General features: G+C 52.9%; 25 protein-coding genes. 16 read left to right on the top strand and 9 right to left on the bottom strand.

Annotation, left to right across the window (positions count from 1 at the left end; translation table 11 throughout):
- Positions 1–110 precede the first annotated feature (110 nt).
- The 6 genes from A8990_RS25395 (at position 111) to A8990_RS25370 (ending at position 6,155) form a co-directional block, all read left to right on the top strand.
- Positions 111–566, top strand: coding sequence for a cupredoxin domain-containing protein (locus A8990_RS25395; protein WP_245996210.1), 456 nt, complete (start codon positions 111–113; stop codon positions 564–566).
- A 159-nt stretch (positions 567–725) separates the two neighbouring features.
- On the top strand, positions 726–1,907 hold the full coding sequence (locus A8990_RS25390) for a GntR family transcriptional regulator (RefSeq protein ID WP_116191843.1): 1,182 nt from the start codon (positions 726–728) through the stop codon (positions 1,905–1,907).
- A gap of 136 nt (positions 1,908–2,043) precedes the next feature.
- Positions 2,044–4,818 carry an alpha-mannosidase gene (locus tag A8990_RS25385; RefSeq protein ID WP_116191842.1) on the top strand — a complete coding sequence of 925 codons (2,775 nt, stop codon included), beginning with the start codon at positions 2,044–2,046 and terminating at the stop codon, positions 4,816–4,818.
- Between the two features lie 113 nt (positions 4,819–4,931).
- Complete coding sequence (locus A8990_RS25380; RefSeq protein ID WP_116191841.1) at positions 4,932–5,420, top strand: hypothetical protein; 489 nt, start codon at positions 4,932–4,934, stop codon at positions 5,418–5,420.
- A 24-nt stretch (positions 5,421–5,444) separates the two neighbouring features.
- Complete coding sequence (locus A8990_RS25375) at positions 5,445–5,723, top strand: hypothetical protein (protein WP_116191840.1); 279 nt, start codon at positions 5,445–5,447, stop codon at positions 5,721–5,723.
- A 42-nt stretch (positions 5,724–5,765) separates the two neighbouring features.
- Positions 5,766–6,155: a tetratricopeptide repeat protein gene (locus A8990_RS25370; protein ID WP_116191839.1), complete on the top strand. Its 390-nt coding sequence runs from the start codon at positions 5,766–5,768 to the stop codon at positions 6,153–6,155.
- A 281-nt stretch (positions 6,156–6,436) separates the two neighbouring features.
- Here the strand turns inward: A8990_RS25370 and A8990_RS25365 are convergent, their stop codons facing one another.
- Together A8990_RS25365 and A8990_RS25360 are read right to left on the bottom strand one after the other, a co-directional pair.
- A complete protein-coding gene (locus tag A8990_RS25365; RefSeq protein ID WP_116191838.1) occupies positions 6,437–7,366 on the bottom strand; it encodes a manganese-dependent inorganic pyrophosphatase in 930 nt (309 codons plus the stop codon).
- Positions 7,367–7,467: 101 nt separating this feature from the next.
- Positions 7,468–8,010, bottom strand: a complete 543-nt coding sequence (locus A8990_RS25360) for a hypothetical protein (protein WP_116191837.1) — start codon at positions 8,008–8,010, stop codon at positions 7,468–7,470.
- A gap of 132 nt (positions 8,011–8,142) precedes the next feature.
- Between A8990_RS25360 and A8990_RS25355 the strand changes: the two genes are divergently transcribed.
- The 10 genes from A8990_RS25355 (at position 8,143) to A8990_RS25310 (ending at position 17,360) form a co-directional block, all read left to right on the top strand.
- Positions 8,143–9,024 (top strand): AraC family transcriptional regulator, encoded by an 882-nt coding sequence (locus tag A8990_RS25355; RefSeq protein WP_181909776.1) that lies wholly within the window; start codon positions 8,143–8,145, stop codon positions 9,022–9,024.
- Positions 9,025–9,132: 108 nt separating this feature from the next.
- On the top strand, positions 9,133–9,942 hold the full coding sequence (locus tag A8990_RS25350; protein WP_116191835.1) for a phytanoyl-CoA dioxygenase family protein: 810 nt from the start codon (positions 9,133–9,135) through the stop codon (positions 9,940–9,942).
- A gap of 339 nt (positions 9,943–10,281) precedes the next feature.
- The gene (locus A8990_RS25345; protein ID WP_245996209.1) at positions 10,282–10,584 is read left to right on the top strand and encodes a Dabb family protein; all 303 of its coding nucleotides are present in this window, start codon (positions 10,282–10,284) and stop codon (positions 10,582–10,584) included.
- Between the two features lie 96 nt (positions 10,585–10,680).
- Positions 10,681–11,421 (top strand): phytanoyl-CoA dioxygenase family protein, encoded by a 741-nt coding sequence (locus A8990_RS25340; protein ID WP_116191833.1) that lies wholly within the window; start codon positions 10,681–10,683, stop codon positions 11,419–11,421.
- A 143-nt stretch (positions 11,422–11,564) separates the two neighbouring features.
- Positions 11,565–12,239 carry a C40 family peptidase gene (locus A8990_RS25335; RefSeq protein ID WP_181909775.1) on the top strand — a complete coding sequence of 225 codons (675 nt, stop codon included), beginning with the start codon at positions 11,565–11,567 and terminating at the stop codon, positions 12,237–12,239.
- 102 nt (positions 12,240–12,341) lie between these two features.
- Positions 12,342–13,133: an AraC family transcriptional regulator gene (locus A8990_RS25330; protein WP_116191831.1), complete on the top strand. Its 792-nt coding sequence runs from the start codon at positions 12,342–12,344 to the stop codon at positions 13,131–13,133.
- A gap of 38 nt (positions 13,134–13,171) precedes the next feature.
- The gene (gene lplA, locus A8990_RS25325) at positions 13,172–14,158 is read left to right on the top strand and encodes a lipoate--protein ligase (protein WP_116191830.1); all 987 of its coding nucleotides are present in this window, start codon (positions 13,172–13,174) and stop codon (positions 14,156–14,158) included.
- A gap of 52 nt (positions 14,159–14,210) precedes the next feature.
- Positions 14,211–14,435, top strand: coding sequence for a hypothetical protein (locus tag A8990_RS25320; protein WP_116191829.1), 225 nt, complete (start codon positions 14,211–14,213; stop codon positions 14,433–14,435).
- 741 nt (positions 14,436–15,176) lie between these two features.
- Complete coding sequence (locus A8990_RS25315) at positions 15,177–16,775, top strand: MDR family MFS transporter (RefSeq protein ID WP_181909774.1); 1,599 nt, start codon at positions 15,177–15,179, stop codon at positions 16,773–16,775.
- A 6-nt stretch (positions 16,776–16,781) separates the two neighbouring features.
- Positions 16,782–17,360, top strand: a complete 579-nt coding sequence (locus A8990_RS25310) for a PadR family transcriptional regulator (protein ID WP_116191827.1) — start codon at positions 16,782–16,784, stop codon at positions 17,358–17,360.
- Positions 17,361–17,537: 177 nt separating this feature from the next.
- Here the strand turns inward: A8990_RS25310 and A8990_RS25305 are convergent, their stop codons facing one another.
- From A8990_RS25305 to A8990_RS25275, 7 genes are all read right to left on the bottom strand, one after another.
- On the bottom strand, positions 17,538–18,767 hold the full coding sequence (locus A8990_RS25305; protein ID WP_116191826.1) for a PQQ-dependent sugar dehydrogenase: 1,230 nt from the start codon (positions 18,765–18,767) through the stop codon (positions 17,538–17,540).
- Positions 18,768–18,783: 16 nt separating this feature from the next.
- Positions 18,784–18,990 (bottom strand): CLC_0170 family protein, encoded by a 207-nt coding sequence (locus tag A8990_RS25300; protein ID WP_116191825.1) that lies wholly within the window; start codon positions 18,988–18,990, stop codon positions 18,784–18,786.
- Between the two features lie 52 nt (positions 18,991–19,042).
- Positions 19,043–20,269 (bottom strand): Ger(x)C family spore germination protein, encoded by a 1,227-nt coding sequence (locus tag A8990_RS25295; protein ID WP_116191824.1) that lies wholly within the window; start codon positions 20,267–20,269, stop codon positions 19,043–19,045.
- Complete coding sequence (locus A8990_RS25290; protein WP_116191823.1) at positions 20,241–21,368, bottom strand: GerAB/ArcD/ProY family transporter; 1,128 nt, start codon at positions 21,366–21,368, stop codon at positions 20,241–20,243. Before A8990_RS25290 ends, A8990_RS25295 begins: the two co-directional genes overlap by 29 nt.
- Positions 21,331–23,145, bottom strand: a complete 1,815-nt coding sequence (locus tag A8990_RS25285; protein ID WP_116191822.1) for a spore germination protein — start codon at positions 23,143–23,145, stop codon at positions 21,331–21,333. The genes A8990_RS25290 and A8990_RS25285 overlap by 38 nt, the downstream gene beginning before the upstream one ends.
- A 143-nt stretch (positions 23,146–23,288) precedes the next feature.
- Positions 23,289–24,590, bottom strand: a complete 1,302-nt coding sequence (locus A8990_RS25280; protein WP_116191821.1) for a glycoside hydrolase family 140 protein — start codon at positions 24,588–24,590, stop codon at positions 23,289–23,291.
- Positions 24,591–24,695: 105 nt separating this feature from the next.
- Positions 24,696–25,448, bottom strand: a complete 753-nt coding sequence (locus A8990_RS25275; RefSeq protein ID WP_116191820.1) for a phytanoyl-CoA dioxygenase family protein — start codon at positions 25,446–25,448, stop codon at positions 24,696–24,698.
- Positions 25,449–25,623: the final 175 nt, after the last annotated feature.

Genomic DNA, 25,623 nt, shown 5'->3' with positions numbered 1-25,623 from the left:
TCCACCTACTCTACCGCTTCTGCAAAGATTTAATAACTCTTTCATACTATTTTAATATTGCTCTGCTAGCATGGAAAATGCATCCAATCCTATGAGGGAGTGATTTAATCGTGAAAGTGAAAACAGGCGTGCTGATCTTGGCGCTCATCGTTACGGCAGCCATCGCCAGCGCTTGCGGAAGCAGCAGCAATTCAGTCAACACGAACTCAGCCAGCAGCAATACATCTTCTAATACCACCACGACAAACAATTCAACCAGCAATACAACTGCAGCGACGAACAGCTCGTCATCCGGCAAGACAATCGAGATTAAGCTCGGCGCAAAGGATTTCGAGTACGATCAGAAGGAAATTCACGTCAAGAAGGGCGACCATGTGAAAATCACGCTGAATAGCGATGACGGCGGACATGGCTTCACAATCCCTGACTATAACGTCGATATTAAAGGCAACGGCAGCGGCGAATTCGATGCTGCGAACGCAGGCACGTTCCAGTTCCACTGCTCCGTCATGTGCGGCTCCGGCCATCAGGATATGAAGGGCAAGCTTATTGTAGATGAAGCGTAGTAGTTAATCATACGAGCAGAATGAGACGCAGATAACCGGCCGGTTACTGCGTTTTTGCTTTTTCCCTCCCCTGCTTCAGCTATTGTGCGGATCGCCGACATTGCTTTATACTAATTAAAATATACATTAATGCATCCGTGCTGAAGCTGGAGGAGCATTGTGAACGAAAATAAACCGCGTTATCAGATCATTATCGATTACTATACCGCACAGATCAGCTCTGCCGAGCTCAAACCTGGGGACAAGCTGCCAACCGGACCGGAGATTGCGGAGCAGTTCGGCGTCAGCGCTATTACGGTGACCCATGCCATGCGCCAGCTGGAAGCGAGCGGTCTCATTAAACGAATCAAGAAAGCGGGCACGTTCGTGACCGAACAGCCCGAGCAAGCCGGAACCCGGGCAAACACAGCCGCCGCTGCCGCTTCGGCCGATCACGCCTCTCCCCCTTCACCTCTAGCTGTGCCTGTCATCTCGCTCGTTATGCCTTTTAGCGAAACAGTGGGGTATGAGATTTTTCGCGGGGTTGAAGAAGAGTGCGCGAAGCAAGGGATGTACGTCACCTTCCATAATTCCAAATACGACGACAGCGTGGAGCGCAGCATTATCCAGAAGCTGACCAAGGACCGCGTGAGCGGCATTATCGTGTATCCGGTGTCCAGCTACAAGAACATCGATGTGTTCAGCAGCCTCACCATCGAAGGCATTCCGTTCGCGCTCATCGACCGCAACATCGAAGGGCTGGACGCGCCGCTCGTGATCTCGAATAACATTGAAGCGGGTTACAATCTCGCATCGCATCTGCTTAAGCTGGGCCATACGCGGATCGCGTTCGTCTGCCAGTCGTGGAAGGAAGCGGTGTCCGTGAGTGATCGGTACAAAGGCTACTGCAATGCGCTCATCGAAGCTGGCATACCGCCGAAGCCGGAGTGGCTCATCAATATCGACGAGATCCGTTCCGTCACCGAATACAAGGAGCTTCTATCGGAGTCTGCGCAAAGTAACGAGCCCATGCTGTCCCGGCTGCTCGCGATTGACCCGGCGCCAACAGCCGCCGTTGTCGTGAACGATTATACCGCCACCAGACTGCTGAAGGCCGCGCTGCAAGCAGGCGTCGCCGTACCGGAGCAGCTGTCCATCACCGGCTTCGACAATCTCTCCTTCACCGAGCATCTGGAGGTGCCGCTCACGACGATCGAGCAGGACTTCTACAGCATTGGCCGTGAAGCCGCGAAGCTCGTCCTCGCCCCGGAAGGCGGATTAGACAGCAATCGCAACAAACTTGTGCTCAGCACGAAGCTGATCACCAGACAATCGACGAGTGAGCCGCCATCCATCTCGTGACCATAACCTGCGCTGCCCCAACCCGTGACCACCCGAGTCACGGGTTTTTATATATATTTTAATTTACAAGAAATTCGCCTTTCGCTATTATTAATATATATCTTATTGTTGCATATGAACGTAGGAGGTCCCCATTATGACAACGCCAAAAGCGGTCATTCACGTCATTTCGCATACCCACTGGGATCGGGAATGGTATATGCCTTATGAGGCGCATCATGCCAAGCTCATCCAGACGATGGATCAGCTGCTCGACATTATGGATCACGATTCGGAGTTCAAGAGCTTTTATCTCGACGGTCAGACGATTGTGCTCGATGACTATTTGCAGGTCTATCCCGAGAAGAAAGAAAAGCTTGTTCGGCTCGTGCAGGAAGGCCGCTTGTCCGCAGGACCTTGGTACATTTTGCAGGATGAGTTTCTGACCAGCAGCGAAGCGAATGTGCGGAATATGCAGATCGGCCACCGGGATGCGCGGGCATTCGGTCCTGTATCGAAGCTCGGCTACTTCCCTGACTCGTTCGGCAATATGGGGCAGGCTGCGCAGCTGTTGAAGCAAGCGGGCATTACGACCGCCGTGTTCGGACGCGGCGTGAAAGCGACCGGTTTCAATAACAGCGTAGCGGATGCGATGGACCTCGAATCGCCGTACTCCGAGATGTATTGGGAGTCGCCGGACGGCTCGCGAGTGCTCGGCATTCTGTTCGCGAACTGGTATCACAACGGCATGGAAATTCCGGAAGAACCGGATAAGGCACGCCGATTCTGGGATAATGCGATCGCGAATGCGACGAAATTCGCTTCTACGCCGCATCTGTTGCTGATGAACGGCTGCGACCATCAGCCGCCGCAGGCGAACCTGTCTGCTGCGCTGCGGACGGCTCGCGAGCTTTACCCGGATTACGAATTCATCCATTCGAATTATGATGACTATACGAAAGCCGTGCACGCTTCCCTGCCGGAATCGCTCAGCACGATTCGCGGCGAGCTGCGCGGCCAGCGGACGGATGGTTGGTTCACGCTGGTGAACACGGCTTCCGCGCGCGTATATATTAAACAGCTCAATCAGCGGGGGCAGACGATGCTGGAGAAGGTTGCCGAGCCGCTCGCGGCGTTCGCACATGCGGCTGGCCGTCCGTATCCGCACGGATTGTTGAACTACGCTTGGCGGACGCTCATGCAAAACCATCCGCATGACAGCATTTGCGGCTGCAGCGTCGATGAAGTGTACCATGAGATGAAGACTCGCTTCGAGAAAAGCAAAGGCGTTGCCGCATCGGTTATCGCGGACAGTGCTGCTTATTTGAGCGAGCAGATCGATACGAGCGGTTTTGCTTCGATCAGCGAGGCGGCTGTGCCGTTCGTCGTATATAGCACGAGCGGCTACAGTGAGTCGAGCGTCGTGACGGTGGAGCTTGAGATTGGCCGCAGGTACTTTTATAGTAAAGCTGGGGAGACGCCGGATATGACCGCTGGAATCGTCGCTTCGCAGACGACTGCGGACGGCTATCTCGTCAGCCATACAGGCGAGCGGATCGCCTTCACCGCTGTCGATAAAGGCGTCCGATTTAACTACGATCTGCCGAGCGACAGGTTCAGGCAGCCGTATTTTGCCCGCGTTGTTGCCGTGACGTTCGAGGCGGCGAAACTCCCGGCGATGGGCTACTCCACCTTCGCTTGGGTGCCGGACGAGGCTGATGCTGGTTCAGTGGTTGATGCGTCGGTTGATGCCTCGCTCGTGACTGCGACGAACACGCTCGAGAACGCGACGCTGCGTGTTGTCATCGAGGCGGACGGCAGCTTGACGCTGCTCGATAAGCGCAGCGGGCAGACTTACACCGGTCTCGGCTATTACGAGAATGTCGGGGATATCGGCAATGAGTATATTTTCAAGCAGCCGAACGGCGATCAGCCGATTACGACGCAAGGTGTTCCCGCTGCTTCAATCGTACAAGTCGAAGATACGCCATACCTCGCAGCGTTCGAAATCACGCATACGTTCGACATTCCGGTGAGCGCCGACGAGCGTCTCCAAACGGAGATCGCGACGATCATTCCGTTCCTTGACCGGCAGGCGCAGCGTTCGAGCAAGCTCGTGCCGATTACGATCGTCACTCGCGTCAGCTTGAGCCGCTCCGAAGCTGGCGTCCGTGTCCATGCACGCTTCAATAATCCGGCGAAGGATCAGCGTTTACGCGTTCTTTTCCCATCCGATATTACGGCTTCGAAGCACTATGCGGACTCGATCTTCGAGGTTGCAGAACGCTCGACGCAGCCGGAAGCGGAATGGCAGAACCCGAGCAACTGCCAGCATCAGAGCGCTTTTGTCGATGTGCATCGTGGTGACCGCGGGCTAACGATCGCGAACAGAGGCCTCAATGAGTATGAAGTATTGCGTGACGGCAGAGGCACGATTGCCGTAACCATCCTGCGCTCGGTCGGCGAGCTTGGCGACTGGGGCGTCTTCGAGACGCCGGATGCGCAGTGCCTCGGCGACAATGAAGCGGAATGGATGATCATTCCGCATGGCGGTGAAGCAGATCGCTTCGCGGCGTATCAGCAGGCTTACGGCTACCAGCTTCCTGGTGCCACCGTCAGCCAAACCGGCTTGCACAGCGGCAGCCTGCCTGCCGAGCACAGCCTGCTCAGCTGGAACACGACAGGCGCTTCCGGCCTCGCGCTCTCCAGCCTCAAAGTGAGCGAAGATAGCGGCGACTGGATCGCCCGCTGGTACAACCTGTCCGGCCAGCCAGCCGAGCTGACCGTTAGCTCTCCGTCGCACCGCGAGCTGTATCCGAGCACCATTCTCGAGGATACATCAGAAGAGCGGCATGGCGACAGCAACGGCGGCGGTTCCGCGACAATCGCTGTCGGCGGATATGAAATTATCAGCATTGGACTCATCGAATAACTTGTGCTTAAGGGCTGCCGATTGGCAGCCTTTTTTGCATGATTGCACATAATTCGGCGTACGTTAGGGCATGATGCAGAGCGATGAAGACTGGGGAAATTTGGAGGGAAAAGATGAGGTTCATGCGGTATTTCTATCCCGGGCTCGTTGTTCTGATGGTCATTCTATACTTGGCGCATCTCATTCAGCTGCACGAACGTACCAAGCAGCAGGCTTCCGATCTCTTGCACGATGTCAGAAGCTATGCAGACGGTGTGAGGGATACTTTCGAACGAGCTCCCGTCGAACCGACCATCCAGCAGTATGGCCAAATTCGCGAAGGAACCGGGATGCTGATCGGCTTTAACAAGGCTCACAGCTCTCCTGATCTGAAGGATGTGACCCGATTAACTGATGAGCTCGTACATGAACTATTCTCGGTCATCCTGCAAAATAAATTCGACGAAGACAGAGCCTACCTCATCGCTCAACTGAAAGAGGCCTATCAAGGGATGCCGGAAACGGTATCGCAGATCGATGCCGCCTCCCTCAAGAAGCTGACAGCCAAACTGCACCAGCAGCATATCAAGTATATGTACAAGAAGTATCATTCTTATGGTTAAATACGGAGAGGATGCCTAGCGATCATGAAGCTTAGATTAAAATGGATTCTGCCTAGCATCCAAATCATTCTCACGATCGTCTCCGTATGTATCGACCAAAGCATCGAGCACGGGCAAGGCGAAGGCGACAATCAAATCATTGCCAATTTCGTGAGCAATATCGAGTATCCGATCAAGCAAGCGCTCGGTTACGATGATATCGTCAACTACCATTTCAGGCTGATTAGCGTAATATTGGCTGTCTTGTTCTGGTTTGAGATTGGTTTGTTGGAGGATATACAGATTAGAAGGTTCCGAGGTTAGTGCCATTTTCATCCCTATGTCGAGCAAGAGGGCAATAACCCCATGTTCCGCTTCGAGCTAGCTTTAACATTAGATGCTATGGATAAGGAGCTCGAAGCAATCCCGCATTACGAGATGGCCCTCTCTGCTGGCCTGCCACCTGATAAACGCGCCTCAGCTTTGCTAAGTCTCGGTTCCAGCTTAAGAAACGTCGGTCAGTTCGAGCAGGCGAAGCTCGTACTGAAAGAGGCTGTGCATGAGTTTCCAGACCATATCGGCATCCGCTGTTTCTACGCGTTAGCTCAATATAGCGGCGGTGAGCCAGCCGAATCCGTCCGCACCTTAGTAGATGCCATCCTCGTTATCTTACCTGAGAGTGTGAAGCCTTACGCCGCTGGGCTGCACCATTACGCCCAACAAATCTCCCTCAGAGAGCCCCCGCGCGAGAAATAACTGGAAAAATCCATTTATTTAGTCTCAATTCGCCCGTCCTCGGCGTAATAACTGCATATCCAGTTATTTCGTTCCCTTTGAGCAATTTTGATCGAAAGCTGAAATAAAAGGTAGTTTCCATTTATTTAGGTCTAAACAGCTTTTCTATAGCAAAATAAATGGATATTTCCATTTATCCCTGCCAGCACTCCCCCTGCTGCCCGCCGATGCGCTGTGCAGGTACGCAAAAAACCGCATCCCTTATCGGATGCGGTTTCTCTTATTCCACGCGCAGCAATCGATTACTTGCTCAGCGTTTCAGTCAATACGGGAACGATTTGCGATTTGCGGGATACAACGCCCTTCAGAACCGCTTTGTTATCGTCGAGCTTCACGTTGTACGCCGTTTCAACAGCGCTTGCTTTGCTGCCAAGCGCGATTGCAACGGAATCGTTGTTGAGGATGTCTGTTACAACGAACACGAACAGGTCAAGACCTTTGTCCGCGATGATTTGGCCGAGAGCCGCTTCAACTTCAGCTTGACGGGACAGAACGTCGTTCACGTCAACTGCGTTGACTTGTGCGATTTCAACCTTGGAGCCGCCCATTGTGAACTCTTTCGAGTCGATGGAGATCAGCTGTGCAACCGTCTTCTGGCTCAGGTCTGCGCCAGCTTTCAGCATTTCAAGGCCGTAAACGTCAGCGTCAACGCCAGCGATTGCTGCCAATTCGCGAGCTGCTGCAACGTCTTCCGGTGTGCAAGTCGGCGACTTGAACAACAGGGAGTCGGAAATGATTGCGGAAAGCATCAGGCCAGCGATGTTGCTGTCGATTGCGATGCCGTTCTCTTTGTACATTTTATTAAGGATTGTCGCCGTACAGCCCACTGGCTCGCAGCGGTAGTAAAGCGGGTGGCTTGTCTCAAAGTTAGCAATACGGTGGTGGTCGATAACTTCAACGACACGCACCTTGTCGATGTCGCTCGCGCTTTGTTGACGCTCGTTGTGGTCAACAAGAATAACATTGCTTGCTTCGTTTGCAACTGTCTCAACGAGGCGAGGCGCTGCTGCCTTGAACGTATCAAGCGCGTACTGTGTTTCGCTGCTCACTTCGCCAAGACGAACTGCTTCAACCTCTTGACCAAGCTTTGTTTTCAAATCCGCGTAAGCAAGTGCAGAACAGATTGTATCTGTGTCCGGGTTTTTGTGGCCGAAAATCAATGTTTTTGACATCATGATGCTCCTTATTGATTAATAGTTTTAAATCCCTATCGGTATTATACATTTTATTGACTGCAATGCCTATTCTATAACGGTGATTTTTGGGTGACAATTTACATCTCGTCCATTTCTCCGTAAAGCTCCGGTGCACGATCCGCCCTCAGCCGCCGATCCACGACATCGAATAGCGCTTCGAGATAGTGCTCGATCTCGTCCTCACGAAGTGCCCCCAGTACTGGAATCGTCACCGCCAGCTCGCCCCACTGCTGCTTGAAATAAGCTTTGCGCACGGCGTTGCCGCCGTCACGCTTCAGCGGATTGTATGTCCAGCGCAGATGCGATGGCCGCCCAGCCTCATCATAGACAAGCTTCTGAATCTCCGCATGTGTGGTCGATTTGTCGCCGGCATAGAGCACCAAGTAATAATTGTCGTTCCTGTGCCAATCGATGAACAGCACATAGAGCGCCCCTCCTCCGGCCAGCGGCCTGCTCACATGGAAAGCATTCACGAGCGCCTTCCCGTTCGCCCACTGATGAAAGCCCTGTAACGGCGCGCCGCCGCTGCTTATCCGCGTCACATCGTAGCCTTCTACTGCCGCGCCTTCGCTATATCGCTGCATCCAATCGGCAAGCGCCTCCGCTTCCGCTCGTTCCATCGTCCAACCTCCATCTCATGACAAAGCTATATTGTCCCTATTGTACAAGGCAGTGCCTGACGGGGGCAACGGATTCACGCTATAATGAAGGCAGCAATTGAAAGCGATAGCAGAAAGGATGCTCGCACTCGTATGACATCGACCTTCCCCCAGGCTTCGTACCAATATATCGGCACGCCAAGCGAGTTTGCGCGCAGCCAGCTGTTTCACGGTCTAATCGGCGGTTACGATGCACCGCACGGCGCATTTTCCTATTTTCGCGACTATTATCCGGCCTATGAAATCCTGTTCGTCACCAAAGGCAAAGGCAGCTTCAAGCATGCGAACCAATGGATCGATATCGTCGAAGGCGATTGCCTGATTCATGACATGCGCGTGCCGCACGCGTATAAGACAGAGGCAAAAGATCCGTTCGAGATGTACTATCTCGTCTTCGACGGCATTGATATGGAGCATTATTGGCCGCGCCTCTTCGGCGAAGGGGCTTATTCGATGATTCAATCGATGCCGGCTCCGCACAACGAGCTGACCCGCTTGCTTGAGCAGATGATTACACTCATGAAGGATGAGGATGCGCCGCAAGAGCTGCCGATCTCGGCCCTGTTCTACCAGTTCCTGCTGGAATTCTACCATGTCAAGCAGCGCGATATCGGCGGCGGCCATGCTACTTCCGGTTATGGCGGTGCGGAGCCGGAATCGCTGCAACGCGCAAAATCATACATGGATTCGAACTACTTAACCGTAGAGGACGTCGCGCATTTGGCAGGAATTGCCGGGCTTAGCTTGTACCATTTTATTCGCCAATTCAAGAAGCAATACGGGGTGACGCCCAAAGAATACGTACAGCTCAAGAAGGTCCATCATGCCAAAAGGCTGCTGATCAGCACCTCCCTCTCCATTAACGAGATCGGCATCCAGAGCGGCTTCGCCAGCTACAATGCGTTCCTGCAAGCTTTTCTCAAAATCCAGCATGATTCGCCTCGCGACTTCCGGCGAAATCTAAGACGCTCATAAAACAGCAATTTATGGTGTATGTTCGGCAATCTGCTTTATTTTACGCAAACTCCCAGTCTTATAAAATAAAGATAAAACCAGCGATCTGCTAATGAGGAGGACGTAATAATGAGCTTGCACGGACTTACGGAAGAACAGCAATTGATGTGGGAACGCGACGGGTTTCTTGTCATCGATAATTTTCTGAGTGAAGACGAAGTGAACTTCTACAATGACCGAATCGACGAAGCATTCGTCGATTTCGAAACGAATAATCGTGTTAACCCGGCTACGGGGCAGCTGAATCATGTGAAGCAAATTTGCGGCATAATTGAATACGGCGAACCATTCTTGCAGCTGCTCGAGCATCAGCGGATGATGAATATCATGCGCGACCTGATCGGCAACAGCTTCGTCATGATCGACAATGACGCCTTGCTGAAACCTCCGGGCAAAGTGTCGCATACGAACTGGCACCGCGATACGTCGACGAAGCTGTTCGTCGGCGAGAAGCAAGTGCCTTGGATGATCAAAGTGTTCTACTTCCTCTCCGACGTGCCCTATGACGGCGGCTGCCTCGCGTTCCTGCCGGGAAGCACCCATATGAAGGACGCCGACCTGCCGAAAGTCGAGAAGCAGGAAGACTTGCCTGGACATGTGCGGATGAACGTGAAGAAAGGTACGGCTGTTATTTTCAACGGCTACACGTACCACTCCGCGCTGAACAATCTGTCTGACGTCACTCGCCGCTCGCTGATCTACAACTATGCCCAATCCGCCCTGCGTACATGGCCTGGCTATGAGCCATCGGAACGGATCAAGTCCGAAGCAACGAGCAATATGCGCAAAATGCTGCTCGGCGTGACGCCTTGGATGGTGGATGCGAAAGCGTTTGAGGATGTGGATGGGGTAGCGGCTGGTAAAATGATGATGGGATGATGGGATGATGGGATGATGGGATGATGGGATTGGTGAATAGGACTGTCCTGCGGACGGTATGGGTCTCCACTCGCTGTTGTAGTTTCTGTTTCTTCTGATTTAATTAGACACCTAGAGGTAGAAACAGAACTACAAAGGCGACCGCTATCGCTGCTCCGACTCCATACCGACCTCCGGTCTCTTTTCACCAATATGTAGTAGGTAGCAACTAAAACAGGGGCTATTCCGTATTTCAGGAATAGCCCCTTATCTGTCCCCGTTGCGGAAACAAGCCTTTTTATCGCCAAATCTGCTATAATCCAATATTGATAATAGAACCTGATAAAAGGAGCGATCCCTTTGTTCGAGCATCTCGTTATTTTCAAATTCAACGACCGAATTACATCTGACAAAGAGCAGGAGCTGCTCGCTCAGCTGCTTGCTTTCAAAGGCGCTATTCCCGGCATAGTCGATATCAGCGCTGGTATCAATGTGACAGAAGAAACAGATAACATTCATGGCTACTCCCTCGGTCTTCGCGTGACGTTCGAGAACAAGGAAGCACTTCGCGCGTATGGTCCGCACCCGCTTCATCAAGCGTTCGTGCAGCAGCTCGGCGGATTGCTCGAGAATGTCGTCGTCGTTGACTACCCAATCGCATAAATATCAATTTCAGATATATTTGTGATAATGTCAGCCATTGTTCGCTCCCCTCTCCCACGATATGCTTAATTTAATCAATGAGAGGGGATGACGACAATGAGTAAAGTGATTCCGCCAATTACAACGCCTCTAACGCAAGCACAGATAGATCAATTCAAAGATGACGGCTTCCTGCTGATTAAAGGCGGCTGCTCCGCTGATCTGATAGATGCCTTTAACGGACATATCTACGATCTGCGAAATATGGACCCGATGCCGGAATGGGCAGCTTGCGAGCCGAGCAAGCGCTACTCCGTACGTCTGTTCAACCCGCATCTGCACGACGGCTTCGCGGCACAAATGATGAAGCTGCCTATCATTCGCGGTACGCTCGCACAGATGATGGGCCGCGAGGCAGTCGGCATCCAGAGCATGTTCTTCTACAAGGAGCCTGGAGCTCCAGGGCAGGCTGCGCATCAGGACTTTTACTATATCAAGAACGATCCGATGACGATGATTGCCGCATGGGTTGCGATGGAAGAGCAAGTCGATGAGGAGAACGGCTGCCTCTGGGTCATTCCCAAATCGCACCGCCTCGGCCTCCTGCCGCATGGCGCCGTGAAAAACCTCGACGAGCACGAGCCGTGGACGGATGAAACGGAAGGCATTGATCTGACGAAGCAAGTGCCGGTTGTGATGGAGAAGGGCGATATTCTGTTCTTCCATGAGCTGCTTATCCACTCATCAGGCCGCAACCGCAGCACGGATCGCTGGCGCCGTTCGTACGTTTGCCACTATATTCGTGAAGATGCAACGACGCCGCGGATGGATCTGCAGAAGAAGTTTCCGCTCTACTAATAGGATTTGGGATTACAAACAGCCTGGCGGCGACGCCGGGCTGTTCTCTTTTTCCAGCAATCCACAGCTTATCTCCCCTATCTGATACTGGTATGCTGAGTACGAATAGGAGTATTTATTCCAATTTTGGATGGAGGACTAACATGAGGAAGAAACTACTGCTAGCCGCTTTCGCCTTCACCCTTCTGACAGGAACAGCTGAAGCTGCATCGCCGTTTATTAACGGTGCGCACGCAAGCGCTGCCATTATGAGCATTGGCACAACGGGCGATAACGTGACGACGCTGCAAAACAATTTGAAAGCCTTAAGTTACTTCAATTACTCTGCTGCTACCGGCTATTATGGCACGATAACGCGTGATGCGGTGCTCTCTTTCCAGAAAGACTACGGCCTTGCCGCTGACGGTCTCGCAGGTCCGGTTACCAATGACGCGGTTGCTCACGCTCTGCTGAAGAAGAAGCTGGTTGCGGATGCGTCGTCTTACATAGGCGTCCCTTATGCTTGGGGCGGGGCAAGTACATCCGGATTCGATTGCTCCGGATTCGTCTACTTCATGTTTAACAAATTCGGCGTCCCTCAAGTGAGATCAACTGCTGCGAACTTGTTCACGCAGGGCGGCAGCGTGAGCCGCGCCATGCTGCAACCGGGCGATCTCGTCTTCTTCCGGATCGGCACGACCGGTGCCGTCGATCATGTCGGTTTCTATATGGGGAATGGCAACTTCATCTCGTCTCTCTCGTCGAAGGGGATTTACGTCCAGCAGCTGGACAACACCTATTGGGGTCCGCGCTATGCCGGCGCGAAACGAATTTATTAGGTTTTATTAATATTGTCTCACAAGCAGCCTGGCGGTGATCGCCAGGCTGTTCCTGTTTAAGGGCGATCAGTTATAATGGAGAGAAGGAGCTGGGAATGAACGATGAACCTTCCTTTTGCCAAAATAACGTCGATTCAAGCGGGCACCATCGTCTACCCGCCTCGCGGCACTTACGGTCCGCGTGTGCAGCAGGATATACAGCTCGTGCTGCTTCATACCGGGGAGCTCGACATCACGATTGACGGCGCTCACTACCATGTGAAACCTGGACAAGTAGTACTGTTGAAGCCGCAGCACCACGAGCATTTCGCATTTGCGAAGACACAGGAATCGTGGCATCGCTGGATTGCTTTATCGGTAGAGTCGCTGACTGAATCCGAGATCGCTTACTTGGATACCCTTCCCTTTAGCATGCCGATTCCGGAAGCGCTCAATACGATTACGGATATGATGCTGTCCTTAAAAGATGACGGCTTGGACCATAATGAGCTGATGGTCAGCCTTGGATATGCAGCATTCCAGCTGTTCACCGCCCGCATTGCGGAGACGAAGCAGCAGCAGGAGCTGCATCCGAGCATTCGCCTCGCTCTGACGCATGTGCAGCAGCACTACACCGAGGAAGTTTCCTTGCAGGAGCTGGCTAGCGCGGCTGGCGTCTCGCCGGAGCATCTCGTGCGGCTGTTTCACGGCTACAATCAGATGACGCCGATTCGCTATCTGTGGCACTATCGCGTGCTGAAAGCGACCGAGCTGCTCACGCAGTCCGGCCTCTCCGTCGGCGAAATCGCTGCACGCTGCGGGTTCAAAACCGTTTTTCATTTGTCACGGCTCGTCAAAGAACAGACCGGCAGTACCCCGACGGATATTCGCAAATCTGCCTGGGGAACGGTCTAGATGATCAGGTCACGTTCAACGAATTGGAGGCTGCAACGATGCAATTTATCGATAACCGGGGCAATAACGATCCTGCCTGGAACCTTGCGCTTGAGGAATATGCGCTGCGCAAGCTGACGGGTGATGAAGATTTTCTGCTCTTCTACATTAATGCGCCATCCATCATTATCGGCAAAAATCAAAATACCGCCGAAGAGGTGAATGCCTCCTACGTCGAAGAGAACGGCATTCATGTCGTTCGCCGGCTGTCCGGCGGCGGCGCGGTGTATCATGATCTCGGCAATTTGAACTTCAGCTTCATCACGCAGGACGACGGCAAGTCATTTCACAACTTCCGCAAGTTCACGGAGCCTGTCGTTGAAGCGCTGCGCAGACTTGGCGTCAATGCGGAGCTGTCGGGCCGCAACGATCTGCAGGTCGGCGAACGCAAAATCTCCGGCAACGCGCAGTTCGCAACGAAGGGCCGCATGTTCAGCCATGGCACGCTGCTCTTCGACTCCGAAGTCGATTCGATCGTATCGGCACTGAAGCCGAACCCGGCGAAGTTCGAATCGAAGGCGACGAAGTCCGTCCGCAGCCGCGTCGCGAACATCACCGAGTTCCTGCAGGAGCCGATGACGATGGAGCAGTTCCGCTCGTTCCTGCTGGAGTCCATCTTCGGCGGCAAGGACATTCCGACTTATCCGCTCACAGAGGCGGATCTCGCGGCAGTCGATCAGCTGGCGGAGGAACGGTACCGCAGCTGGGATTGGAACTACGGCCGCTCCCCGGCGTTCAACGTTCGCCAAGTGAAGCGGCTCACTGCCGGCACCTTCGACGTGCGGCTCGACGTGAAGGACGGCGTCATCGCCGAGGCATCCGTCTTCGGCGACTTCTTCGGCACTGGCGAAGTGAGCGACGTCACTTCGCGGCTTGCAGGCGTGCGCTACAACGCGGCGGATGTCGCCGCGGCGCTGGCTGATGTGGATTTGACGGTGTATTTTGGTCCCGTTGATCGGGAAGAATGGCTCAAGCTGCTGGTCTAAGACAGCGTGAAATGCTGTAAGACTTAGCGAAACGAAATGGAGTGAGTATCTGATGAGAAAGCAAGAGAACGTCACCTCCATCCAAGCCTTGCAGCTGTGGAAGTCGATTCCGCAGCAGACGCGGGACAAGCTGGTCCGCAACGTATTTTGCGGCAGCTGCGGCGATGCGGTCGAGATCGTCGACTACAGCATCCGGCAAGAGAAACGCGCCTTGCTGCTCACCGGCAAATGCCGCAGCTGCTCCGGGCCTGTGGCTCGAATCGTCAGTAATGATTAGAGAAGCTTAGCCCATGCGGCGCAGTTGATGCGCAGTGTGGGCTTTTTGCTTTTGCTGGGTGAAAGAGTATCCCTGGGGGATACTCTTTCACCAATTTGGCTGTTTTTCAGCTAATGTAGATACCTGGAGGACACTCTTTCACCAATTTGGCTGTTTTTCAGCTAATGTAGGTACCTGGAGGACACTCTTTCACCAATTTGGCTACTTTTCAGCTAATGTAGGTACCTGGAGGACACTCTTTCACCAATTTGACTGTTTTTCAGCTAATGTAGATACCTGGAGCACACTCTTTCACCAATTTGGCTGTTTTTCAGCTAATGTAGATACCTGGAGGACACTCTTTTTCCAATTTGGCTGTTTTTCAGCTAATGTAGATACCTGGAGGACACTCTTTTTCCAATTTGGCTACTTTTCAGCTAATGTAGGTACCTGGAGGACACTCTTGATTGGTAATGTAGCTGGTCTGCTGGTCTGCTGGACTTCTTTCACATTACCATGCCACTTTCCTAATGTAGCTGGTCTGCTGGACTTCTTCGTCCCGCTTCCCCGCTCCCACCTGCCATTTCACTCTTGTTCGCCTCGACCCGCTGCCTCCCCCGAATTCTCCACTCCCTAACCGGGCAAAATAATTTCTAACCAGATTTACTTCATTTTCACTTGTTAGTAACTCAAATTTGAGTATAATAGTGGAGGGCTATTCAAATTTGAGTTATTATCACTACACGCTAGTGCGAGAGGAGAATGCAAGTGGACGCCAAGAGAAGTAATGTGAAGCTGGTTATTGCCGGCTTGCTGCTTGGGCTGTTTATGGCGGCGCTCGATCAGACGATCGTATCGACCGCGATGGCAACCATTATTCAAAAAATCGGGGGTTTCGATAAACTCATTTGGGTCTATTCGGCCTACATGATTGCAATGGTCGTGTCGACGCCGATTTTCGGCAAGCTGTCCGATATGTACGGACGCAAAAGGTTTTTCCTAACTGGTCTCATTCTGTTCATGCTGGGATCGATTATGTGCGGCACAGCTGTTAATATGGATCAGCTGATTATCTACCGCGCGATTCAAGGTATCGGCGGCGGTGCGATTATGCCGATCGTATTTACGATTATCTTCGACATCTTCCCTGCTGAGAAGCGCGGTAAAATGATGGGTCTCTTCGGAGCGGTATTCGGCATTTCCAGCGTATTCGGTCCCGTGATGGGCGGCGTTATTACAGACAGCATCAGCTGGCGCTGGATCTTCTACATTAACGTGCCCATTGGCATTCTGGCTGTATTGTTTATCACGCAGGCTTACCACGAGACGCGCAATTCGCGTAAGCAAGCTATCGACTGGTTAGGCGCAATCGTCCTAACAGCGGGAATTCTGTTCCTGATGTTTGGTCTTCAACTGGGCGGCTCGGACAACTGGCCATGGGATTCCATGAAGACGATCTCCCTGTTCATCGCTTCCGCTGTCCTGCTGATCGGCTTCCTGTTCGTAGAACGCAAGGTGAAAGACCCGATTATCCAACTGTCTCTCTTCAAAAATAAAGTCGTGACGGGCAGCATGGGCATCAGCTTGCTATATGGCGGCGTTATGCTTGCAACAACGACTTATATCCCCATCTTCATTCAAGGGGTATTCCATAAGACAGCAACGGAAACAAGCAGCGTGCTTACGCCAATGATGCTTGGGGTCGTACTTAGCAGCCAGATTGGCGGCCGATTTGCAACGAGATTCAGATACCGTGAAGTCATGCTGCTCTCCGCGCTCACGCTCATTATCGGAACGTCGCTGCTCGGCTTTGTGATGGATGACCAGACTAGCCGCTTTGTCATTACCTTGTTCATGATTATTATCGGACTAGGTATCGGCGTATCCTTCTCGCTTCTGAACATTTCGACGCTGAATGCAGTACCGCCGCAGTACAAAGGATCCGCTTCATCGCTGATCACGTTCTTTAGAACGATTGGTTCCGCTCTGGGCATAACCGTGTTCGGCACACTGCAGAAATCTGCATTCCATTCGGATGTGAAAGCTATTCCGAATATGGATCCTCTTGTAGCTGAGAAAATCAAAGGCGGTCAAGCGCTGCTTGATCCAGCTGTTCAGAAGCAAATGGGACTCTCCCCTGAAATCATCAACACCTTGCTTGGCAAGCTCGCAGACTCCATTATTTTCATCTTCCAATGGTCGGTTATCTTACCGGTGCTGGCGATCGTATTCGCACTCCTGCTCGGTCGCGCAAGACTTGAAATCGGTAAAGCTGCCGGCGGTTCGCAAGGCAAGCCAGGTCCACAAGGACCGCAAGGGGAAGGCGCAGGCAAGCCTGAGCCATCCTACCACGGAGGCTAACGGCCGATGTCCATGCGGCTCTTAATTCTCGGGCTATTAATGGAGTGCGAGCGTCACCCTTATGATATTCGTCAAACGATCAAATACCGCAATTGGAACGAATGCTTCAAGCTCCGCGACGGTTCGCTGTATTACGCAGTGGACCAGCTTCACAAGGACGGGTTAATCGAGGCGGCGGAAGTCGTCTCGGTGCCTGGCGATAATCGTCCGGATAAGACGATTTACCGCATTACCGAAGCAGGCAAAGCATCGTTCCAGGACTTGCTGCACGCCGAGTTTAAGCAGAACTCTTATCCGCAGCATCCGCTCTTCCTCACGATGCCGTTCATTCGCCATGGCGATCCCGTCAAGGTCGAAGCGCTCATCGTGAAGCAGCTCGCGGATTGCGAAGCCCGCATTGAACGGATGATTGCCGTTCTCCAGCTGAAGGAAGGCGTTATCCCACGCGGCTCGGAGCTGATGATTCGAGGCTTTATCCAATTCGGCGAGACCGAGAAGCAGTGGCTGACGGAAGTGCTCGACGCCGCACGCTCAGGTGCACTGTTCGCGGAGCACGTGAAGACGATGAAACAAGATGATCGATAAAAAGCCGACGTTCCGACGACGGCAGAAAAGTGCCGGGGAACTCGCTGGGATAGCGACCTCCACGGCACTTTTCTTTTTTTGGGATAGGTCTCTGTGGGTTCTACCCAATGTGGGGTACTGGGTACCACTCTTTCTCGGTTTCCTGCTGTTTCTTCCAAGAGGAGGGTGTACACAATTTTACCGTGCTTCAATTCTAAGCAAGCTGCCATTCTGCGCACATACATACAACTCGCCTGCCGCATCAACGCCGAACGAAGTAATCAGCTCGCCCGACTGCAGCAGCGTTTCGTTGCGTACCGTTCCGTCCGCCTCCTCCCGGAGCGCCCAAATCGTGCCCTTCGCATAATCGCCGTAGATGTACCAGCCGACCAAGCCCGGAATCGCCGAGCCCCGATACACGAAGCCTCCTATAACTGATACGCCGAGATCCCGCCCGTAGGTATGAATCGGCTCGATTAATCCTGTTCGGTCGCAGCCTTCCTCAGGCTTGTAACAGAGAGTTCCTTCCATCACATTCCAGCCGTAATTGCCGCCTTTCACGACAATGTCGATCTCCTCCAGACGGTTCTGTCCGACATCCGCCGCCCACAGCTTCCCGGTCTCGGAATCGAAGCTGAACCGCCATGGATTGCGGAACCCATACGCATAAATCTCCGGCGCGCCATCCCTTCCGTCCGCAAACGGATTGTCCGCTGGTATGCTGTAGTTCTTGCCTCCACTGCCGACATCCACGTTAATCCGCAATATTTTGCCGAGCAGCACATGTTTATTCTGACCGTTGCCGTACGGATCGCCCCCGCTTCCTCCGTCGCCAGCCGCAATATATAAGTTCCCGTCCGGGCCAAAAGCAAGCTGTCCGCCTTTATGATTCGCGAACGGCTGCTCGTACGTCAGCAGAATCACTTCGCTCTTCGGGTCGAGCACCTCCGGATGCTCCGGGTCCTTCATCACATAACGAGCGATAACGGTATGCGTCTTCGTCGTATAATTCACGAACGCGACACCCGGCTTCTTCGGGTGAAAAGCAAGCCCGAGCAGCCCCTGCTCGCTGCCCTCCGAGTAGACGCGGTCGCGAATATCCAGCACCGTCTGCGGCTTCTCAGTCGGATTCGCGGGATCGAGCATGACGATCTTGCCTTTCTGCTCCACCGCAAACAGCTTCCCCTTCAAGCTGCTCGTCACGCCGTTCTCGCTCACGACCCCAACCGGATTGTCGAGCGTCTTCTCCGGAACAATCGTCGTCAGTTTAACCGTCGGCGGCTTCGATTGCTGAGGTTGCTGCGATGGTTGCTGCTGCTGTTCAGGAACACTGCTTGTCTCCCTCTCCGCCGGCTCTCCCCGGCATGCGGACATGAGCAAACACATCATCAGCAAATAGGCCATATCGCGCATTCGCATTCGTTTCATCTCGCGAGTCGCCTCCCTACATGACGAAATAATCCACCGCAAAAAATGCAGCCCCGAGTACGATATTCGTCCATCCCAGCACCTTCGACAGCTTCTGCTCCTTCTTCATCTGCATCGCCTTATATTTCTTCGTATCGAAGACGAGAATCAGGAAGCCTGTGAGCAGAAATATCGGTATCGAATAGCTAATAAAGCTGACTGATCCGTAGCCCCCGCTTAACATGCACGATCTACCTCCATTGCTTTTTTGCCACCGCCACCCCAGCGCCGTCCACCTACTTCGCTCTCATTCCGATACGTCTAGCCTTCACCGTCAGATGGAAGTCGAACGTAGCCTTCTCCTTGTACATCTCCTGCCAGTTCGCTTTCGTGCGTATCTTGCGGTTCCAATAAGACGGCCTCTTCGCCCTGATCAGCTCGCCGAACCCGAAGATATCCGCGCCTTGGGCTTGCGTCATCTCTATGGTATCGCGATATATTTTCAGCGCCATTTTCTTCTCTGTTTCCTCCACCTGCTTGAGCGTACCCGTAGTACTAATCATAACGGAGTCGCTTATTTTCTCTTCCAGATTAATTTCTATCGTCATATAAACGTCAAAATGAGGATAACCGTTCTTGAATGAAATCCGCGTCTTCTCATCGCGATGCGTGGTGCTCGTCATGACATTCTTCTTCGGACCGCCAAGGTCCACAAACACCCGATAACCCGCTGGGTTACTCCCTTTAATGGCCATATAGGCGCCGATGTCCAGCGCTTTTGTCCTGCCGACCATCTTCTTATCCTTAAAGATGGCTAAGCCTGAAATTTCAACGTTATCTTCCTTGCGAAGCTCCACATAAGGAAGGAAGCCCTCTTGCCCCTTCTTCACCGCGTTGCTCCAGAAGATACCGATATAATCCTTCGGAAACTTCCCCATCTTGATGCCTTCATCGAGGGTAGCCATTAAGTATAGCGTCGGAACCCGCTCCAGCTTAGGCGCTGCCGTCATCAGCTTCCGGGCATTGCCTTTGGAGATCAAGAGCCATGCCATCCGCCTCACTTCCGAATTCCGGCGGAAGAAGTCGTTCACGTTCTCAAGACCTCTCCTCGCGATCTTCTCCGATACGACGATGACGCGCAGATGGCCGAAGAACAGCCTGCCCGAAATTTGCTGCTGCAAGTTCATGAGTGCATCATCAATGGAATGCCCGATGACATCGATAACCCATAACGTTTCCTGCGACCCCGCGCCTCCCCCCCCTCCGCTGTCACTTGGTCCGAGCGGAATTCGGCCTGGAAGGGCGATTTGGACAGCCACATGAACCATATCCGTCTTAGGACCATTCGGGATGACTTCCGACTCTTCCTGCTCTTCGGTGACCTTCTTCGCCTCATCAATGGAAACGCCAAGTACAACCGCACGGTCTTCAATTTCCAGACGATCCCAACAACCTGCCAGAAACGGAAAGACCATAAGGATGACAACTGCGAGCTTAACTGGCTTTCTCCACCTGTTTGCCATTTGAACGATCGCCTCTTTTCCCCCGGATTAGGGCAATGATGAACAGCAAGGCTGGATAGCCAATCGTGAGACTCAAGCCAATGCGGCCTACGAATGCGATAATTTCATACATCGAAATAATGTTTTGCGGCATGACTGCCATGATGAATACGAGCGGCAGCAGGAAGAAGGAGAGCATATTATGATCCTTCAAACGAGATAGCGTACTGAGGGCTTGAAGTGTCAAGTAATAGCTCGAGAACAGTGTCGTAAAAACCGCCGTTACCCACACGGCCAGAAAGGCGGCATCCAATCGTTCCAATATGTTTGCAGGCAGAGAAGTCGCTTTGGCCAGCTCCAATGTCGGCCACAGCAAGTTTTTAATTTCTTCCGCGCCGAATACACCGACTGCTGCAATGACGATAGAGATATAAAGCCCGCCGGCAATAAGCATGCCGAGCAGGCTTGCTTTCATCGCTTTCTTCGGATTGCGCATGGCAGGAATGACCAGCGTCAGCACGAAGGAGCCTTGAAACAAGGCTGCCACGGTAAGAACGCCTGGCAGCATATGCGATGGGTTGTTGCCCCACACCGGCTGCAGATTGATAAGGTCCGCGTTTTTCAAGGATAGAGCAACAATGAGAATGGCTGGCAAAAGCAGGAACGGAAAGTAAAAGAGATGTATATAGGAAAACGTGATGACATTATTTCGCGTCGAAACCGCCGCAAGCAGCAGCATGACAATAACTGTCACCTCGAGCGGGGTTTCCTTCAGAACCGACGTAACAACCACCTCACCGAACTCTCGCGCAGTAAGTGAGGTGAGTACGGCGAAGAAACCAATAATACATATGCTGCCTAGAGCTGCAAGCCATTTGCCGATAATGTCCTCGCTGTATTGAATGATATTCTTATTCGGAAAACGCATGCCAAGGAGCGCGATTAGCGCAAGTCCAACAAAACCGACCAACATGCCGAGCAAAGTAACGAGCGGGGCGCCTGCATCGCCAGCTCGTACAGCGAATAAAGGCAGCGGCAGTACGCCGACACCAATAATGGTGCTGACTAGTACAGCTGCAGATTCAATTGTCGTTATCTGACGGTTGCTGTTGCTTTGCATCACTCTGACTCCTTCTTTTTTCAACTTCGACCGGATCGAGCACCTTGTATGGCTCTTCATCCATCTTGGCCACGATGTCCTTGCCCGTTCGCTTCTTATCCTCCGGATACAGGAAAGAAGGTCTTTCTCCCATCCTATAGAGCGGACCACGAATGAGCAGATCCTTCATGCCTTTCAAGTCGCCCGGCACCCACGGGGTTAAGTAAGGAACGCCGAACGAGTTCAAGGATAAAAGATGATTCGCAATGAGAATCAGCCCGATGACGACACCATATAACCCGAAGACGCCTGCCAATATAATGAGCGGAAAACGAAGCAGCCTAAGCGACAATGCCGCGTTGTAGGCCGGTGTCGCGAACGAACCGATCGTCGTCATCGCGATAATAACGACAGTAATCGGGCTCGCGAACCCCGCGGATACCGCCGCTTGTCCGATAACGAGCACGCCGACAATCGAGAGGGCGCCGCCGATCTGCTGCGGCAGGCGGATGGTCGCTTCCCTCAGCACCTCCATCGATATCTCGATAATGAGCACTTCGATGACTGCCGGAAAAGGGACACCGGATCGCCCGCCCGCGACGGCAACGGCGAACTCGGTCGGGATGAGCTCCGGGTTGAACGAAATGATGGAGACATAGAGGGATGGGAATACAAGCGAGAATACGAGCGCAATGAGCCTTGCCAATCGAACCGCACTCATCATGACGAATCGTTCGGTATAATCTTCAGCCGTCTGATAGAACTGGCTGAAGACGGTCGGGACGACGAGTGCAAGAGGCGAACCGTTGACGAGAATCGCAACCCGGCCCTCAAGCAGGTTCGCGACGACCTTATCCGGCCGCTCCGTATACTGGACCTGCGGGAACGGGGAATAGTGATTATCCTCGATAAACTGCTCCAAATAGCCTGAATCCAGCACCGCGTCTATATCGATTTTGGCAATACGCTGCTTGACTTCCTTGACGAGATCCACGTTCGTAATGCCGTCCATGAAGCAAATCGCTACGCGCGATCTGCTTCTCCGCCCGACCTCGATCGTATTGATGCGCAGCTCCGGCGTTTGCAGACGGTAGCGGATTAAGGAGATATTCGTATCTAACAGTTCGATGAAGCCCTCCCGAGGTCCGCGAATAACCTGCTCAGTGGCAGGCTGATCGACGGCTCGTTTATCGATTTTACTCGTGCTGATAACGAGCCCTTCATCAAGCCCATCGACAATGACGGTTGTATTACCTCGCAGCAAGCCTTCAACAATGGACGAGAGACTCGGCTCCGGATGCACATCGCTATGGTAAATAATTTGGTTAATCAGCGCATCGTACAGCTCATCCGGCTCGATAGACGTCCCTTCGAACGTACCCGGCGGACGCATGAGCGGCTTCACGATACTGCTATTAATCATCGCTTGATCGACCATGCTGGAGTAATAGAAAACCGCTGCATCGTATCGGCCGAACACTCGGAATCTGCGAATAATAAAGTCGCCGTCTTCCATCAGAACGGCCTTAATGGCTTGGATCGTATTTTCCAGATTCGAAGTAAGATCTACATTTACCGTTGGCTCGAGCACAGGGGTCGACGCCTCGGTAACGACACGCTTGCGGTTGTTCGGGGCGTTACCATCACTGGTGCTGTTAGTACTGTTAGTGTTGCTGGTACTGCTGGTACTGCTGTTGCTGCTATTGCTGCTATTGCCGCTGTTGGTGCTGTTGGTGCTATTGGTGCTGTTGCTGCTGTTGGTGCTATTGGAGCCGCTAGTACCGTCGCTGCTGTTCATCCCGTTCGACACCCCCATCTGTTACGCAAAATGTACACTTTGGCATTTGGCATATTATGAGAGATTCTTTTCCAATTTATGCATAGGAAAAAGCCCGCCGTTATGCAGCATGCATAATGGCGGGCCATAGAACAAATGATAGCTTATTCGATTACGCTCAGCTCCAGCACCCAGTCATTGCCTCTTCCGCTCGTCGGAGGCGTGAATCGGACTTCGCCGCTGTTACCGTACTCCCCAATCCTGCTGTACTCCCCTGTACGCGGATCGAACCAGGCCGCACGCAGACGGCTGCCGATCCACTTGCCAAGCACCGCGGTGAAAGCAAGCCCGTTCGGGCTGTAGATGAGACCGTACCGTTCTCCGCGCGTCGCTACCATGTAGTTCGCGCCTTCGAGGTTTGCAGCCAGCAAGCTTTGATCCGGCTCCCGATCGAGGAAGGAATGCGACTCCATCAGCTCGCGCACATGCTGCATCTGCGCAGCGCCTGGACGGTTCAGCGCATCCCGCCAGTGCATAATGAAGTATGGCGTCAGCTCGGTCGTCATCGACCAGATGCAGTGATGGCCGTACGTATGCCCGAACGCGCCGGAGAAGACCGCATAATAGGCAGCCTGCCTGACATCCGCTTGGTCAAAATATCCGTTCGACTCGTTGAAGTTAATCGGATGATCCTCGTAGCATGGCTCTGCATCAAGCGTCGGCTTCACCGGTGTTTTGGCATAATCGGCACTGACATGGCTGTAGTTGACGCGAATCTGCGCATGGTGGCCGGATTGGATCATATTGAAGTCCAGCCAGCTCTCGTCATGCATATGGAGGGACGAGGACGTATTGCCGCAAGGATGGAACGTAATCAGGTTCGAGCCGCCGTCTCCTTCGGACAAGCCGGCTGCAAGCGATCGATTCACTTCAAAATGAAGCCCTGTCGTCAGTGGACGATCCCCGCCCAGCACCCAAATGATATTCGTGCGATCCTTGTAGCGCTCTCCCAGCCACTTGCCGTATACACGGGCATTATCGCCATCGAACACGACAGGTCCTTTGCCCCAAGCCTGGTTGTACTTGTCGCCCCAGGTAGGCAGCAGCGCAATGTAGATGCCGTGCTCCGCCGCACGATCGACGATATAATCGACATGGTCCCAGTAATGGTAGTCGCCTTCGGTATCCGGCAACGTCGGATCGTACTGGCCTTCCTCGTTCTGCTTCAGCGGCCTGCGGCCGTAATAATTATCCGTCGTCAGCCCTTCGAATTCCGATAATGCGACGGCTTGAACGACGTTGAACTTCTGCTCCGCCCGCTTGCGCAAATACTCCGTAGCTTCTTCTCGGCTCAGCTTATGAAATAGCTCCCAAGCTGTATCTCCCAGCCAGAAGAATGGCGTTCCATCCTCTTGCACCAAAAACCGCTTATGATCACTAACCTTCAATCGCTGCAAAACTTCCATTCTACGTACTCACTCTCCCAATTGCCAGGGTAGAAATAGATTTATGTTACGACTTGATAGTCCTAGACTAGCACACATCTATTATGAGTACAATATGTATACAATTTATGTCCCGATCTCGCGAATGCCCGGCCAATGCAGCCAAATATCCGTCATCGGCGCCTTCCAATCCGCACCATGCTCCGGGTGTGTTACTCGGAAGAAAATGGCGTATCGTGTGAAAGGAGAAGCGTTATTCGCTACACTATGCGCCAGCTGATAATGAACGAGAAAGACATCCCCCGGCTCCCCTCTCGTTTGAACAGGCTCCGGCAGCTCCACCGGCGGTATTCCGCCAAGCAGCGACTCAGGGCCATTTTCGCGGAAGTACTGCTCATAGATCTTATGGGTACCAGGCCAAACCGTGAAGTTTCCGGCAAAATCATCCCGTACCGGGCTGAGCAGCACGCCGACGAGCATCGTAAAGTTGCCGATCGTCCCTTCCTTCACCCCGTTATGCGGCGAGTACATCCCATCCAGATGCGGACGCGCCACAACCGGCGGGTCTTGCAGCGTTGGGAAACGAAGCGCGATCTGACCGCCTCGGGTCGGCGGACACTTCCCTTCGCCTATCAAGTCCTCTACCAGCGACCTAACAGGCGTATCGTTGAATAGCCCTGTAATCGGGGACTTATCCTGCAGTTCGGGACAGTACGATTGCGCGCGGAACGTCATCATTCGCTCAGACGGCATTCCCTCTCCGAGAGCATGATTAATATGCTTGAGCGCCTGATCGACCATAATCTTCGGGATGACACCTGGGACATGAATATAGCCATCGTTCAACATCGACAGCTTCTGCTTGTGAGTCAGCTTCATTGTTGCAGCCTCCTTGTTTTCCCTTTTATACTTCTAATTTACAGGAAATGGACAGGTCGCAGTACTGCAAAATTACGCACATTTTTGAAATAACTATACTATTGGTGTTTTGTGCTTCTGAGAGAGCGTATTTGCTCTCTCAGCGAACTCCGGGCACGGTTTTCGGTGTTTTGTA

It is taken from the genome of Paenibacillus taihuensis (assembly GCF_003386535.1).
GTDB classification, from domain to species: domain Bacteria; phylum Bacillota; class Bacilli; order Paenibacillales; family Paenibacillaceae; genus Paenibacillus_Z; species Paenibacillus_Z taihuensis.
This window is presented reverse-complemented; position numbering and strand designations above follow the sequence as displayed.

Coding starts and splice junctions, on each gene's coding strand:
- A8990_RS25385 (WP_116191842.1), top strand. CDS start 2,044: ATGACAACGCCAAAAGCGGTCATTCACGTCATTTCGCATACCCACTGG.
- A8990_RS25380 (WP_116191841.1), top strand. CDS start 4,932: ATGAGGTTCATGCGGTATTTCTATCCCGGGCTCGTTGTTCTGATGGTC.
- A8990_RS25375 (WP_116191840.1), top strand. CDS start 5,445: ATGAAGCTTAGATTAAAATGGATTCTGCCTAGCATCCAAATCATTCTC.
- A8990_RS25370 (WP_116191839.1), top strand. CDS start 5,766: ATGTTCCGCTTCGAGCTAGCTTTAACATTAGATGCTATGGATAAGGAG.
- A8990_RS25365 (WP_116191838.1), bottom strand. CDS start 7,366: ATGTCAAAAACATTGATTTTCGGCCACAAAAACCCGGACACAGATACA.
- A8990_RS25360 (WP_116191837.1), bottom strand. CDS start 8,010: ATGGAACGAGCGGAAGCGGAGGCGCTTGCCGATTGGATGCAGCGATAT.
- A8990_RS25355 (WP_181909776.1), top strand. CDS start 8,143: ATGACATCGACCTTCCCCCAGGCTTCGTACCAATATATCGGCACGCCA.
- A8990_RS25350 (WP_116191835.1), top strand. CDS start 9,133: ATGAGCTTGCACGGACTTACGGAAGAACAGCAATTGATGTGGGAACGC.
- A8990_RS25340 (WP_116191833.1), top strand. CDS start 10,681: ATGAGTAAAGTGATTCCGCCAATTACAACGCCTCTAACGCAAGCACAG.
- A8990_RS25335 (WP_181909775.1), top strand. CDS start 11,565: ATGAGGAAGAAACTACTGCTAGCCGCTTTCGCCTTCACCCTTCTGACA.
- A8990_RS25330 (WP_116191831.1), top strand. CDS start 12,342: ATGAACCTTCCTTTTGCCAAAATAACGTCGATTCAAGCGGGCACCATC.
- lplA (WP_116191830.1), top strand. CDS start 13,172: ATGCAATTTATCGATAACCGGGGCAATAACGATCCTGCCTGGAACCTT.
- A8990_RS25320 (WP_116191829.1), top strand. CDS start 14,211: ATGAGAAAGCAAGAGAACGTCACCTCCATCCAAGCCTTGCAGCTGTGG.
- A8990_RS25315 (WP_181909774.1), top strand. CDS start 15,177: ATGCAAGTGGACGCCAAGAGAAGTAATGTGAAGCTGGTTATTGCCGGC.
- A8990_RS25310 (WP_116191827.1), top strand. CDS start 16,782: ATGTCCATGCGGCTCTTAATTCTCGGGCTATTAATGGAGTGCGAGCGT.
- A8990_RS25305 (WP_116191826.1), bottom strand. CDS start 18,767: ATGAAACGAATGCGAATGCGCGATATGGCCTATTTGCTGATGATGTGT.
- A8990_RS25300 (WP_116191825.1), bottom strand. CDS start 18,990: ATGTTAAGCGGGGGCTACGGATCAGTCAGCTTTATTAGCTATTCGATA.
- A8990_RS25295 (WP_116191824.1), bottom strand. CDS start 20,269: ATGGCAAACAGGTGGAGAAAGCCAGTTAAGCTCGCAGTTGTCATCCTT.
- A8990_RS25290 (WP_116191823.1), bottom strand. CDS start 21,368: ATGCAAAGCAACAGCAACCGTCAGATAACGACAATTGAATCTGCAGCT.
- A8990_RS25285 (WP_116191822.1), bottom strand. CDS start 23,145: ATGAACAGCAGCGACGGTACTAGCGGCTCCAATAGCACCAACAGCAGC.
- A8990_RS25280 (WP_116191821.1), bottom strand. CDS start 24,590: ATGGAAGTTTTGCAGCGATTGAAGGTTAGTGATCATAAGCGGTTTTTG.
- A8990_RS25275 (WP_116191820.1), bottom strand. CDS start 25,448: ATGAAGCTGACTCACAAGCAGAAGCTGTCGATGTTGAACGATGGCTAT.